This window comes from Sulfurihydrogenibium sp. (assembly GCF_027448985.1).
Taxonomy (GTDB): Bacteria; Aquificota; Aquificia; order Aquificales; family Hydrogenothermaceae; genus Sulfurihydrogenibium.
Genome location: NZ_DAIDMN010000038.1, coordinates 1 through 13,084, shown reverse-complemented (window position 1 = coordinate 13,084; position 13,084 = coordinate 1). Strand labels below are relative to the sequence as shown.

14 protein-coding genes and 1 pseudogene are annotated in these 13,084 nt (G+C 32.8%); 4 read left to right on the top strand and 11 right to left on the bottom strand.

What is annotated here, in order from left to right; translation table 11 throughout:
- The 3 genes and pseudogenes from NE054_RS04605 to NE054_RS04595 form a co-directional block, all read left to right on the top strand.
- Window positions 1–196: pseudogene (locus tag NE054_RS04605) on the top strand (adenylosuccinate lyase); the annotation flags it as partial.
- Window positions 197–208: 12 nt separating this feature from the next.
- The gene (miaB, locus tag NE054_RS04600) at window positions 209–1,522 is read left to right on the top strand and encodes a tRNA (N6-isopentenyl adenosine(37)-C2)-methylthiotransferase MiaB (RefSeq protein WP_297889125.1); all 1,314 of its coding nucleotides are present in this window, start codon (window positions 209–211) and stop codon (window positions 1,520–1,522) included.
- 4 nt (window positions 1,523–1,526) lie between these two features.
- Window positions 1,527–2,012 carry a bifunctional nuclease family protein gene (locus tag NE054_RS04595; protein ID WP_297889127.1) on the top strand — a complete coding sequence of 162 codons (486 nt, stop codon included), beginning with the start codon at window positions 1,527–1,529 and terminating at the stop codon, window positions 2,010–2,012.
- Here NE054_RS04595 and NE054_RS04590 read toward each other — a convergent pair.
- The 4 genes from NE054_RS04590 to NE054_RS04575 are packed head-to-tail and all read right to left on the bottom strand — an operon-like array spanning window position 2,009 to window position 4,740.
- Window positions 2,009–2,941 carry a beta-ketoacyl-ACP synthase III gene (locus NE054_RS04590; protein ID WP_297889122.1) on the bottom strand — a complete coding sequence of 311 codons (933 nt, stop codon included), beginning with the start codon at window positions 2,939–2,941 and terminating at the stop codon, window positions 2,009–2,011. The two genes, NE054_RS04595 and NE054_RS04590, sit on opposite strands and share 4 nt — an antisense overlap.
- On the bottom strand, window positions 2,931–3,992 hold the full coding sequence (gene plsX / locus NE054_RS04585; protein ID WP_297889119.1) for a phosphate acyltransferase PlsX: 1,062 nt from the start codon (window positions 3,990–3,992) through the stop codon (window positions 2,931–2,933). Before plsX ends, NE054_RS04590 begins: the two co-directional genes overlap by 11 nt.
- Window positions 3,993–4,169: a 50S ribosomal protein L32 gene (gene rpmF / locus NE054_RS04580; protein ID WP_012674094.1), complete on the bottom strand. Its 177-nt coding sequence runs from the start codon at window positions 4,167–4,169 to the stop codon at window positions 3,993–3,995.
- 46 nt (window positions 4,170–4,215) lie between these two features.
- On the bottom strand, window positions 4,216–4,740 hold the full coding sequence (locus NE054_RS04575; protein WP_297889111.1) for a DUF177 domain-containing protein: 525 nt from the start codon (window positions 4,738–4,740) through the stop codon (window positions 4,216–4,218).
- 46 nt (window positions 4,741–4,786) lie between these two features.
- Between NE054_RS04575 and dcd the strand changes: the two genes are divergently transcribed.
- Complete coding sequence (dcd, locus tag NE054_RS04570) at window positions 4,787–5,326, top strand: dCTP deaminase (protein WP_297889108.1); 540 nt, start codon at window positions 4,787–4,789, stop codon at window positions 5,324–5,326.
- A 19-nt stretch (window positions 5,327–5,345) separates the two neighbouring features.
- Here the strand turns inward: dcd and NE054_RS04565 are convergent, their stop codons facing one another.
- The 7 genes from NE054_RS04565 to NE054_RS04535 all read right to left on the bottom strand — a co-directional run bounded on the left by NE054_RS04565 (window position 5,346) and on the right by NE054_RS04535 (window position 12,955).
- Entirely contained in the window at window positions 5,346–6,749 is a 1,404-nt protein-coding gene (locus NE054_RS04565) for a sigma-54 dependent transcriptional regulator (protein WP_297889105.1), read from the bottom strand.
- Complete coding sequence (locus tag NE054_RS04560) at window positions 6,739–8,448, bottom strand: ATP-binding protein (protein ID WP_297889103.1); 1,710 nt, start codon at window positions 8,446–8,448, stop codon at window positions 6,739–6,741. Before NE054_RS04560 ends, NE054_RS04565 begins: the two co-directional genes overlap by 11 nt.
- 316 nt (window positions 8,449–8,764) lie before the next feature.
- Window positions 8,765–9,898 carry a nitronate monooxygenase family protein gene (locus NE054_RS04555; protein ID WP_297889098.1) on the bottom strand — a complete coding sequence of 378 codons (1,134 nt, stop codon included), beginning with the start codon at window positions 9,896–9,898 and terminating at the stop codon, window positions 8,765–8,767.
- Window positions 9,899–9,931: 33 nt separating this feature from the next.
- A complete protein-coding gene (locus tag NE054_RS04550; RefSeq protein WP_297889093.1) occupies window positions 9,932–10,315 on the bottom strand; it encodes a hypothetical protein in 384 nt (127 codons plus the stop codon).
- Window positions 10,316–10,326: 11 nt separating this feature from the next.
- Entirely contained in the window at window positions 10,327–11,592 is a 1,266-nt protein-coding gene (locus tag NE054_RS04545; protein ID WP_297889092.1) for an MFS transporter, read from the bottom strand.
- A 39-nt stretch (window positions 11,593–11,631) separates the two neighbouring features.
- Window positions 11,632–12,480: a cytochrome c biogenesis protein CcdA gene (locus tag NE054_RS04540; protein WP_297889090.1), complete on the bottom strand. Its 849-nt coding sequence runs from the start codon at window positions 12,478–12,480 to the stop codon at window positions 11,632–11,634.
- Between the two features lies 1 nt (window position 12,481).
- Window positions 12,482–12,955, bottom strand: a complete 474-nt coding sequence (locus NE054_RS04535) for a TlpA disulfide reductase family protein (RefSeq protein WP_297889088.1) — start codon at window positions 12,953–12,955, stop codon at window positions 12,482–12,484.
- Window positions 12,956–13,084: the final 129 nt, after the last annotated feature.

Below are 13,084 nucleotides of genomic sequence, written 5' to 3'. Positions count from 1 at the left end.
CCAAGCTTACGACATAGTCCAAAGAAACGCTATGAAAGCTTGGGACACAGAAGGACTCATGTTTAAAGATGCATTACTTCAAGACCCAGAAGTAAACTCACGCTTGACAAAAGAAGAAATAGACAAAATTTTTAATGTTGAAGAATTTTTGAAAAATATTCCTTACATATACGAAAGAGTTTTTGGAAAATACTAAAAAGAGGTAGAGATGAAGTACTACATAAGAACATTTGGCTGTCAGATGAACGTTAACGATTCAGAAAAGATGGCTGGAATACTAAAAACGTTAGGATACCAGCCAGCCGAAGATTGGAAAGAAGCGGATGTAATACTTGTAAACACCTGCTCTGTAAGAGAAAAACCGGACCAAAAGGTCTTATCAGCACTTGGAGAATTTAAAAAAATAAAGAAAGAAAAACCAAACGCAGTTATTGGAGTATGTGGATGTTTAGCCCAAAGAGCCGGATACGAGATTTTACAAAAAGCCCCTTTTATAGACATGGTTTTTGGTACAACAAACATACACCATTTACCAAAACTTTTAGAAGAAGCGAAATCCGGAAACAAAGCGGTTGAAATACTTGAAGAGATAGACGAAAACGAAAACCTTTTAGACCAATTTCCAACAGTAAGAGAAAACAAATACACAGCATTTGTTACAGTTATAAGAGGATGTGATAAAAAATGCACCTACTGTATAGTTCCTACAACCAGAGGAAAAGAAAGAAGCCGTAGGATAGGAGACATATTAAGAGAAATCCAGTTTCTTGTTGAAGATGGAGTTAAAGAGATACATTTGATAGGTCAAAACGTTACAGCATACGGTAAAGATTTAGGAGATGTAAATTTCTGGGAGCTTTTGGAAGCAGTCGCACAAGTAGAAGGAGTAAAAAGAATAAGGTTCACAACAGGACACCCAAGAGATTTAGATGAAGATACAATAAAGGTGATGGCAGATTTACCACAAGTTTGTGAAGCCCTTCATCTTCCAATTCAAGCAGGTTCAGATAGAATCCTACAAGCGATGGACAGAGGATACACCCAAAAAGAGTACCTTTACAAAATAGAACTTTTAAAAAAGTATATTCCAGACATAGCACTATCTACCGACATAATAGTAGGATTTCCAGGAGAAACATACCAAGACTACCTTGAAACAGTAAAAGTTATAAAAGAAGTGGAGTATGACCAAGTTTTTGCATTTAAATACTCACCAAGACCAGGTACACCAGCAGCAGACCTGCCAATGACGGAAAATCCGGAAACCTTATCAAAGTGGTTAAACGACTTGATAAACATACAAAAAGACATAACTTTTAAAAAGAATTTACAGTACGAAGAAAAAACAGTAGAAGTCCTAATAGAAGAGATAAACGAAGAAGGAAAATTAACAGGAAGAACAAGAACAAACAAACTGGTCCATGTGGAAGGCTCTCCTGAGTACGTAGGACAGATAGTAGATGTAAAAATTGAAAAAGTAAATAGATTTTCATTGGAAGGAAAAATAAACGGAGGCATTTAAAATGATGGTAGAAATGGATGTTCAAGGTATTACATTAGACCCTCTCTCAAACATGCCAGTATTAGTGTTAAAAGGAAAAGAGACAAACGATATCCTAACAATTTGGATAGGTGTTTTTGAAGCAAACTCTATAGCTATGTATTTAGAGTGTATGACATACCCAAGACCTTTAACCTACGATTTAATCAACAACATAATTGAGTCGTTATCTTCAACGGTAGATAGTGTAAATATTCACACATTGAAAGATAACACTTACTACGCATCAATCATTTTAAAAGATTCATACGGAAACAAAGTAGAAATCGATGCAAGACCAAGTGATGCTGTAAATATAGCTTTAAGGTCCGGATGTCCTATTTACGTATCAGAAGAAGTTTTAAATCAGGTAAAGAACTCTAACGATAAAACAGAGATAGATGAAGAAGACATAAAAGAATGGATTGAATCTTTAAAACCAGAAGATTTTGAAAAAAATATAGAGTTTTAAAACTTCAGGACTACAGCACCCCAGGTTAAACCGCCACCAAAAGCGGTTAAAAGAATGTAATCACCTCTGTTTATCTTTCCTTCTTTGTAAGCCTCATACATAGCGATTGGTATGGAGGCTGCACTTGTGTTTCCATATTTGTGAATGTTTGCGTAAACTTTTTCTTTTGGTATTTCTAACTTTTCAGCCAAAGCATCTATTATTCTTATGTTTGCCTGATGAGGAATAACAAGTTTTATATCCTCTTTTGTTAAGCCGGCTTTTGATAAGGCTTTGTTACAAGCTTGCTCCATTGACTTTACAGCTTGCTTGAATGTCTCTCTTCCTTGCATTCTTAGTTTCTCTCCAACCTGACAGTGTAATAAATGCCAATGGGAACCTTCCGATTTCATAACAGTAGATAAAATATCACTCTCATCGTTAGAGCTTGTTAAAACAACTGCTCCTGCACCGTCTCCAAACAATACTGCTGTAGTCCTGTCAGACCAATCTATTATTTTAGAAAAAACTTCACTACCAACAAGTAAAACGTTACTGGCTTTTCCGGATTTTAAGAAACTATCGGCTATGGTAAGACCGTATATAAACCCACTACAAGCAGCTGAAAAATCAAAAGCCATTGGATTCCTGCATCCAAGTTTATCAGCTAAAAAGCAAGCTGTGGAAGGGAATATCATATCCGGTGTGGAAGTAGCAACCAGTACAACATCTATATCTTTTGGAGAAATTCCTGCCATATCTAAGGCTTCTTTTGAAGCATTTACAGCCAAATCACTCGCTTTAACCCATTCTTCAGCTATATGTCTTTCTTTTATTCCTGTTCTTGTTGTTATCCATTCATCAGAGGTATCTAAGATTTTTTCCAAATCATGATTGGTTAAAATCCTTTCAGGAACGTACATACCTAATCCAGATATTTTACTGCCCATTTACATCTCCGCTAAATTCTTCCTCTTTTCCTTTTCTTAACTCTTCGGGAATAAGATTGTTTATATTATCCAACAATTTTTTGTTAAAGTCGTGGTTTACAAACTCAGAAGCAAATTTTAAAGCATTCTTTATGGCTCTCTCATCTGCTCTACCGTGTGTGATTATACATGTTCCCTTGGTTCCTAAAAGAGGAGCTCCACCATACTCAGCAAAATCAGCCTTCTTTTTAAATCTTCTTAAAGCCGGAAGCATCAAAGCAGCTCCTATTTTAGAAACCAAACTTTTTTCTACCTCTTCCTTTATCATCTCAAGGATAATCATTCCAAGACTTTCGCTTGTTTTCAAAACTACATTCCCAACAAACCCATCACATACGATAACATCAAAATCTCCTGTAAAAATATCCCTTCCTTCTGCATTTCCTACAAAGTTAAGTTTTGTCATCTTTAAAAGAGGGTATGTATCCTTTACAAGCTCATTACCTTTCCCTTCTTCTTCACCAATACTTAATATACCTACTTTTGGATTGTTAGAAGTTTTTAGTATCTCTTTTACATAGGTATGACCCATAACTGCAAAATAAAGTAAATGTCTTGGACGGCTATCTACGTTGGCACCCACGTCTATTAAAACGGTTCTACCACCTTTTTTATTTGGAAAGGCTACAGCTATACCAGGTCTCTCTATTCCTTCGGCAGCCCCAATAACAAACTTTCCTATACTCATAGCAGCACCGGTATTCCCTGCAGAAACAAAAGCAGAAGCCTTTCCTTCTCTTACAAGTTTTCCGGCTATATGCATAGAAGAGTTTCTTTTCTTTCTAAGGGCTATAGAAGGAGATTCATGCATTTCTATTACTTCCGGAGCATGAACTATCTCTATAGGTAAACCTTCTATAGATAGATTGTGCTTTTTTATCTCCTGATTTAAAATCTCTTGATTTCCTACTAAGTAAACACCTATTTTGTACTCTTTGGAAAATTCAATAGCACCTTTTATATTACAGAGAGGAGCGTAATCTCCTCCCATCGCGTCAAGAGCAATATACACTTAAACGACCTCAATAACCTCTTTGTTTTTGTAGTATCCACAGTGGGGACATACTCTGTGAGGTGCTTTTGGTTGACCACATTCCGGACATAAAGACAATCCTGGCATAGATAACTTCCACTGAGCCCTTCTCATAGCTGTTTTAGCTTTTGATTTCTTCCTCTTTGGTACCGCCATATCTGAAAACCTCCTTAATCAAAATTAAAACAAATATTATATCAGATTACTTTAGAAGTTTTTCTAATTTTGCAAATGGAGATTCCTTCCCTCTCATCTTTATTTCACAATCGCAAGATTCTTCATTTTTATTGATTCCACAGTAAGGACACAGACCTTTACAATCTTCTTTACACAATACTTTCATCGGCGTGTTTACAAGAATTTCTTCTCTTACAAACTCATTTAGATTGAATTTTTCTTCGTCTTCTAAATATTCAGAATAAAGGTCTTCTTCGGAAAGTTCTTGATGTTTTGGTAGTTTTTTTGTAAAAAGTACACTTTCTGTAAATTCAAACTTTTGGGGAAACACAGTTAAACATCTATCACAGCTCATGTTTACAGTTGTGTTTAACGTAATCGTTATTACATAACCGTCTTTATCTTTTAAAAGATGGAGTTTAACATCTATGTTTTTTTCCTCAAGATAGTAGTTCTCCGGCAAGTCTAAATCTTTTAAAGGAATAGATATAAAAAACTCTTTAAAAGGCTCTCTTTTCAACTCTTCTTTAAGATTTAAAAATATTGTCAATTTTAAACACCTCTTTTTCTAGAAATTTTTGCTATAATATAATACAATGATTTTAAACGACAAGACCATAAGAAAGTATATAAGTGAAGGGCTACTTGTTATAGACCCTCTCGACGAAGGTCAGATACAACCTTCTTCTGTTGATTTAAGACTTGGGTATGACTTTTTAGTTTATCCAGATGATTTGGAAGTTTTGGATGTAAGGGACCCTTACTTTTCAAACAGATTAATCAGAGAAGAAGCAACGTCAGATGGTTTTGTCATTAAACCAAAACAGTTTGTCCTTGCTACCACCATCGAGTATATAAAACTTCCGGATTTTATAACAGCTTTTGTAGAAGGTAGGTCTTCTCTTGGAAGACTTGGATTGTTTATAGAAAACGCTGGATGGGTAGATGCCGGATTCGAAGGAACCATTACATTAGAATTTTACAATGCAAACTCTGTACCTATAAAGATATATCCGGAAATGAGAATCTGTCAGCTTGTTTTTGCCCAAATGATAGAAAAAGCAGAAAAACCATACAAAGGAAAATATCAAGGGCAAAGAGGAACAACCGGTTCAAAAATATTTTTGGATAAATAACCCATAATCAGATGTCATTCTATTTTCTAAATTCCTCTGGATTTACACCGTACTTTTTAAGTAATTTTTGTAAGGATTGTCTTTCTATATTTGCAAGTCTTGCAGCTTGAGATATGTTTCCATTAGTAAAGGATAATAGATTCTTTAAGTACTTTGTTGTAAAATTTTGGTCATTTATCTTCTTTGCCAAATTATAATCAAAAATCATAGACTTAGTGTTATCTTGACCTGAGATGTAAGAAGGAAGACAAGAAACATCTATATACTCTTTTTTTGCAAGAGCGATTATACATGCTTCCGTAACCACATTTTGAAGTTGGCGTACGTTTCCTTTCCAGTTATAATTAATAAGAAGCTGCAAAGCTTCTTGTGTAAAACCTTTTATATCAGTTGAGTACTTTTTATTAAACTCTTCTAAAAAATGGTAAGCCAGAACAGGGATATCTTCTCTTCTTTCCCTTAATGGGGGAATCTGGATTTTTATTCCTTCCAATCTAAAGTATAAATCTTCTCTAAATTTCCCTTCCTTGACAAGTTGTTTAAGGTCTTTGTTGGTAGCTGCTATAACTCTCACATCTACTTTTTTAGATGTTGTATCCCCTAACTTTCTTACTTCTTTTTCTTGCAAAAATCTTAAAAATTTTGCTTGAAGGTCAAGAGGAAGTTCGGATATTTCATCTAAAAAAACGGTTCCACCGTCTGCCATCTCCAATATTCCAGCTCTATCAGTATCAGCACCAGTAAAAACACCTTTTTTAACACCAAAAAACTCAGATTCCATAACATCTTTGGATATAGTTGCACAGTTTATTGGAAGAAATATTCTGTTTTTTCTATTACTTAATTGATGTATAGCTTTTGCAAAAAGTTCTTTCCCAACTCCACTTTCTCCGTATATTAGTACTGTGAAATCAAAATTTGCAATTTTTTTGATGTATTCTAAAAGCTCTTTCATCACTGGATTAACGGTAATTATACTCTTTAATGGAGATTCATTTTTAATAACTTCTAAATAATTTTTATAATAAAGAGAATTTTTCTTCGTTTTAGCTAGTTCAACCGCTTGACTTATCATATTCCAAATTTTATTGTCGTTAAAATCTATAGGCTTTGAAATATAATCAAAAGCCCCGTGTTTCATACAGTCTACCGCTGTTTCTACTGTTCCGTAAGCAGTTAGCACTATGAAACTACTTACTTGGTTGTATTTTCTCACTTCTTTTAAAAATTGGTCGCCTGTCATTTGAGGCATCTTAAGGTCTGATATAATAAGGTCATAGTCGTTATCCTTTACCATTTCAACAGCTTTTTTGGGACTTGAAGATATATCAACCTTATAACCTTCATCTTCCAATATCTCTTTAAAAGAGACTAAAAGGTCTTCTTCATCATCAACTAAAAGAATGTATCCCCTATTTTCCATCTGTTTCCTCGTTGTATAATGGAAATTCTATAGTAAACTCTGTACCTTTACCTTCTTCACTACTTACATATATTTTACCACCATGACTTTCCACAATTCTATAACTAACCGAAAGACCTAATCCAGTCCCTTTTTCTTTCGTTGTAAAAAATGGTTCAAAAATTTTATCTAAATGCTGAGAAGGTATTCCAATTCCATTATCTTTTACTTTTATTATAACTTTTTTCTCTTTTTTATTTACTAAAACTTTAACATCAACGTTTCCACTATCTTCTATTGCTTCTATAGCGTTTATAAACAGATTTATAAAAAGTTGAACTAAGGAGTTTTTGTCTCCTTTTATGTAGGCATCTTTTAACTTTTTCGAAATATTCACATTACTTCTTTTTGCTTGTAATGAAGCTAAATTTATTGATTCTTCAATAACTTCTTTAATATTTACAGTCTCTACCTTTGAGTAATAAGGTTTAGTGAAATTGAGTAATCTTTCTACTATATCGTTTGCTCTTGCTACATTTCTTTCAATTCTTCCTATTATCTCTAAATACTCGGCAGAATTATCTTTTAAAAGTTTTAAAATTTTTCTTTTTAATGAATAAGCACTTTGATTAATAATAGCTAGTGGATTTCTAACTTCATGGGAAATTCCAGCTACCAGTCTTCCTATAACTGCCAACTTCTCAGACTGTAAAATTTGATTTTCCATTTCTTCTTTTTTAGTTATATCTTCTAGAATCAATACTATATTTTCTACATTATTATTTTGTCCAACTATTGGAAAAGCTTTAATTTCCCAAACTTTTTTTGGATTTTCTGACACGGTTAATTTTATGTCAAAACTTTTTCGATGATTTATTATAGACTTTAAATCTTCTTCTAAATCCTTAAATATCCTTATTGTATCAAATACATCTCCAGATTCATCTTCCTTTTTTAACATATTTTTAGCAGAATTATTTATAAGTTCAATTTCAAATTTTTGATTTAATACAATAATTCCTATATCTATTGACTCTATTGTTTTTTGTACTAAATCCCTTAATTTTATCTTTTCTAGTAGGAAATTAGTTTTAGCAATAGATGTTGATATTGTATTGGCATAAGTCATTAAAAACTCTATCTCTTCATGTGTTAAAGGAGTTGAGGAATATATACCTATCATCCCCATATTTTCATTTTCACCTATTAAAGGAATAAGAACTACTTTGTTATCTTCAAAAACGGAAACTGTTGATATCTGTGTGTTAATATAAATTTTATAATTGGGAAAAAATCCTTCCTTTTTTTGAATTTCACCGTTGTTTAAAATTATGAAAGAACCACTGTATCCAAGATTTACAAGACCTTCTACAACTTTTTCTGCCATATTATCTAAAGATATTTCTTTGACTATATAACTGTTTAACTTAAATAATTCTTTTAATTTTTTATATGCAGTTTGGAGTTTTAGTTCTAATTTTTCATATTCTCTTTTTATTTCGCTATCTATCGTTTTAGCTAGATTAAGTTTAAATACCTCTTTCTCCTCTTCAATTTTTTCAATATATTTAACTATTTCAATAAAGCTAAAAAATATTAAGATAAGACCTAACGATAAATTTGGATTGAAAGATGAAACTATCATTTCAATAAAGACAAATCCATAAAAAAAATTAGAGTATCTATTTATGGAAAATAAAAAAAATGGAATAAAAGACATGGGATAAAAAAGGTATTTAAATTTTGGAAAATAAAAAATCATCATAAATAAAAAAGTATAGTAGATTAGATGGATAAACATTTTTTTCTTTTCTATTTTAAATATGTAAAGTAGAAAAAATAACAGGGTAAATGGGAATAAGGATATATTTGAATCTTGGTTAAAAAATATTACATCAGCCCAAGAAAAAATAAAAGCTAAAAATAAGTAAGATACTTTACCTTCTAATCGTTGTCTTTCTCTGTATTTAGTAATATAAAAAGTTGTCAGGTAAACAATCCAACCTGTAAGTAGTGCCTCCACAACTTTACCGATGTTATTTCATTACGGTTTCTAACTCTAAAGGTTCTTCTTGTCCGGATGGTATTCCTTCTACTAACTCTCTTATAAGGTCTTTCACATGGACTAGTCTTTTTATTCTATAACCGTTTGAACCAGAGAAAAATAGTCCTGTTTCCACTCTACCTAAGTAAGCATCTCCTAGTCTATCTGCTATACAGTATCCTACCTTTTTCGCTTCTTCTCCGTGATTGCAAGGTACTACACAGTTGGAGATACATTTAACTTCCGGAGCTGTTCCTCTTTCTATATCTTTTATTAATTTTGTGACTATTCCTCTTGCAGGGTATCCTACAGGTGATTTTAAAAGCACAATATCTTCTTTTTTTGCGTTTATAATAACTTTTTTAAACTCTGGAGAAGCATCACACTCGTATGTTCCGACAAATCTAGTTCCCATCTGGACACCGGCTGCACCTTGAGATATGTACCACTCAATATCTTCTTTACTCCAAATACCACCAGCTACTATTACAGGAAAGTCTCCCCACATATCTCTTTCTTTTAACACTTCCGGAAGAAGGTTTTCAAGTTGGTATTCCGGTTTAAAACAGTCTTCATACGGTATACCTTGATGACCACCAGATAGTGGTCCTTCTAAAACAACAGCATCCGGAAGCCTATTGTACTTTTTAGTCCAATGTTTACATATAACTCTCAATGCCCTCGCAGATGAAACGATAGGAACCAATGCAACATCGGAACCAGCAGCATACTCAGGGAGTCTAAGTGGCAAACCTGCACCTGATATTATTATGTTTGCTCCAGCTTCTATAGAGTCTCTAACAACTCTATCATAATCCGTAATAGCACAGAGTATGTTAACACCAATAACAGCTTTTTCTCCTCCAGCTATCTCTTTGGCATCTTTTATAATTTTAGTCAACGCTTCTTTATTGTGGATGAACTTACTTCCTACAGGTCTTCCATCTTTTAGTTTAACGTAGTTTGGATGTCTGTATCCTGTTCCTACCGAAGAAACAACACCAAGACAACCATGTTTGCTTACTGTACCTGCCAGATTTTCCCAAGATATTCCTACACCCATTCCACCTTGGATTATAGGATATTCTATCTCATACTTTCCTATTCTTAATGTTGGTAAAGCCATTTTAAAACACCTCTAAATTAATTAGGATAATTATTATACCTCTGGTAAAGCTTTTTTTGCTTTTAATATATTGAAAATCTGTTTGTAAAATTCCGGTTCTCCAAGTTCAAATGCAAGACTATCTATTATGTATTTGTCTTTTTGTACATATCCTTTTGCTATATAATCTGCTACGAATACTCCAGGTCTTCTTTTATGTTCGTAAGCTACTTGACCTAAAACACCAATATCGTTTTTGTTCACTTTATAAACAAAATCCATTCCAAGTATATTTTTAACAGCAAAATTTGTGAGAATGTGTTCTTCCAATGCCTGTCTTATTAAATCTTTTTCATCAAAATTATTTTCTTTTAAATTTGTTTCTTGTGTATTATTTTCATCTTGATTATCTACCATAAATTTAACAACCTTTGCCATCTTTACTCCTTTTAATAAAGTGGTTTTTTGTATGTTTCTTTAATAAATAAAGTAGTTATAAAAACTACAAATGCAACTATAGAAAGATAAAAAGCTACAGTTAAAGGATTTTGTGTTTTTGATATAAGATAAGTTGCCACTATCGGCACAGTTCCACCAAATATTCCCAGAGCAGTGTTATATCCAACAGAAAATGCTGTGTTCCTTACATCTGCCGGGAAAAGTTCTATCAAAAAAGTAGGTAAAATAGCCATAAATCCAGATGATATTATAGCAAAAATAATGTGACCTATTATTATGTTTTCTATTTGACCAGTTAAAATAAACTTAAATAAAAAAACTCCAAAAGTCCAGTAAAGAAAAGTAGAAACCAGCAATACAGGTTTTCTTCCTATTTTATCAGAAAGATTAGCCATAACTGGAATGAAAATAGCTAAAACAAACATTGCAAGACTGTTTATAAACAGTGCTTTTGAAGGTTCTAAGTTAAGCACTTTCTGGTAGAATGTAGGCATGTAAACAAAAAGAAGGAAAAAAGCTACACCTTGAAGAGAGCTAAATATGATAGAAAGAATAAACTCTTTTGGATGATGTATAAACGTTTTCAAAAGAGGGTTTTTAGTTTTGTTTTCCTCTTCTATCGCTAAAAATATAGGAGTCTCCTCAGCCTTCTTCCTTAAATAAACACCTACAAAAGCAAGAACTATACCAAATAAAAAACCAATTCTCCACCCGTAAGATTCCAAATCAGATTTATCAAATACAGAAGTAAGAAACGCTCCCATCAAAGAACCAAACATAATACCTATAACAGCCCCAAGAAGGTTTATACTTCCGTAAAAACCTCTTTTATCAGAAGGAGAATGCTCTACAACGAAGGATACGGAAGTTGTATATTCACCACCTGTTGAAATACCTTGAAGTATTCTTAAAAACACTAAAATAACAGGAGCTAAAATTCCTATATCATGGTAAGTTGGTAAAAGTCCTATTAAAAAGGTAGGAAACGCCATCAAAAAAATCGATACAACAAGAGCTTGCTTTCTTCCGTACTTATCTCCAATATAACCCAATACAACAGAGCCAAGTGGTCTGAAGAAAAACCCAACAGCAAAGGCTCCAAAAGATGCAAGAAGTGAAACCGTCTCATTTTCAGAAGGGAAAAACAGCTTTGAAAGAACAACCGCTAAATATCCGTAAAGAGTAAAATCGTACCACTCTAATATGTTGCCTATCATTCCGGATAAAGCAACTTTTTTATGAGAAAATCTCTCCATAAGCACCTTCAGATTTTTTTGATTTAACTATTATACCATTTAGCCAAGCATAGATGAGATTTTCTCAAAATTTCCTGTCATAAGTAGTATTCCTATTAAGATGAGTAAAATACCCCCAATAACTTCTATTACAAGGAAATACTTTCTAACAACACTGAAAAACTTAAAAAACAGGTTTATAGCAGCTGCAGTTAGTATAAAAGGAATTCCAAGACCCATTGAAAAAGCAAAAAGTAAAATCATTCCTTGATTTACAGTTTCCTGTTGAGAAGCTACCAATAAAATCGCTCCAAGAATAGGTCCTATACATGGTGTCCATCCAAGTGCAAAAGCAAGACCTACCAAAAAAGCTCCTATTGGTCCGGGAGGCTTTTTCTTAACTTCGGTAGTTTTTTGTTCATAAAGAATTTTGTATATTCCAGAAAAGTAAAACAAACTTAAAGAAAGACCCAGCAGAAATATGAAAAATCCCGTTGAAAAGTAATCCTTTGTTGTCAAGATATCATAAATATAGTAAAGTAAGGAGAAACCACTTACAACTAAAACAAACACTTTTGCTTTTGAGGATTGTAAAACACCAGTAAAATGAATACCAAGAAGGATAACAACAATTGCAGCTATTTTAGAGATTATAGACTTGTACTCTTGCAGAAATTGACCTACAAATGTAGATGCAGCTCCAAGTAAAGTAAATACCAAAGAAAAACCTAAAACAAAAGCGATAGCAGAAATAACGGTTTGCCAATCTACCTTTTTACCCGTTTCAGAGGATGTTGCAGAAACTCCGGATATGTACGCTATATAACCGGGAATGATAGGAAGAACACAAGGAGATAAAAATGCAAGGATTCCACCTAAAAAAGCAGCCCAAATAGTTATATTTTCCATTTTACACTCCTTTATTTAGCTGTTTATCTATAACTTCCTTAAACTTCTCTATAGGTTGAGGTCCTATGAATATCTTTATTATGGTGTTATCTTTACCTATTATATAAGTTATAGGAGTTCCAATTATTCTGTATTTTTCAGTAACTTGATAGTTTCCTATCAAAACCGGAAAAGTAAAACCTATCTCATTTTTAACCTTTTTTATCTTTTGAATATCATCTGTGTCTATTACAACTGCATAAAACTTTACCTTATCTTTGTACTGCTGATACAGTTTCTCTAACTCTGGAAGTTCTTTTTTACAAGAATGACAAGTGGTTGCCCAAAAGTTAAGTACAATTATACTATCTTTTAAATTGGAAAGCTTGACAACTTTACCACTATCATCTTTCAATTCAAAATCCGGAGCTTTCATTGCTCCAAAAGAGTAAGTAAAGCTTAAAACAACCAAAACAAAAGTCATTATCTTCTTCATTTTAACCTCCAGCATCAACATTTAAAAATTTAAAAATATTAAATCATAAATCAACTCTAATTTCCAATTTAAATAATTTTAAAACAAACCAAGACAAGTAGCAAAACTTAAAGCTAAAATGAAGAAGTT

Coding starts and splice junctions, on each gene's coding strand:
- NE054_RS04555 (WP_297889098.1), bottom strand. CDS start 9,898: ATGGCTTTACCAACATTAAGAATAGGAAAGTATGAGATAGAATATCCT.
- NE054_RS04550 (WP_297889093.1), bottom strand. CDS start 10,315: ATGGCAAAGGTTGTTAAATTTATGGTAGATAATCAAGATGAAAATAAT.
- NE054_RS04535 (WP_297889088.1), bottom strand. CDS start 12,955: ATGAAGAAGATAATGACTTTTGTTTTGGTTGTTTTAAGCTTTACTTAC.
- NE054_RS04565 (WP_297889105.1), bottom strand. CDS start 6,749: ATGGAAAATAGGGGATACATTCTTTTAGTTGATGATGAAGAAGACCTT.
- NE054_RS04595 (WP_297889127.1), top strand. CDS start 1,527: ATGGTAGAAATGGATGTTCAAGGTATTACATTAGACCCTCTCTCAAAC.
- rpmF (WP_012674094.1), bottom strand. CDS start 4,169: ATGGCGGTACCAAAGAGGAAGAAATCAAAAGCTAAAACAGCTATGAGA.
- miaB (WP_297889125.1), top strand. CDS start 209: ATGAAGTACTACATAAGAACATTTGGCTGTCAGATGAACGTTAACGAT.
- NE054_RS04560 (WP_297889103.1), bottom strand. CDS start 8,448: ATGTCTTTTATTCCATTTTTTTTATTTTCCATAAATAGATACTCTAAT.
- NE054_RS04545 (WP_297889092.1), bottom strand. CDS start 11,592: ATGGAGAGATTTTCTCATAAAAAAGTTGCTTTATCCGGAATGATAGGC.
- NE054_RS04590 (WP_297889122.1), bottom strand. CDS start 2,941: ATGGGCAGTAAAATATCTGGATTAGGTATGTACGTTCCTGAAAGGATT.
- NE054_RS04540 (WP_297889090.1), bottom strand. CDS start 12,480: ATGGAAAATATAACTATTTGGGCTGCTTTTTTAGGTGGAATCCTTGCA.
- dcd (WP_297889108.1), top strand. CDS start 4,787: ATGATTTTAAACGACAAGACCATAAGAAAGTATATAAGTGAAGGGCTA.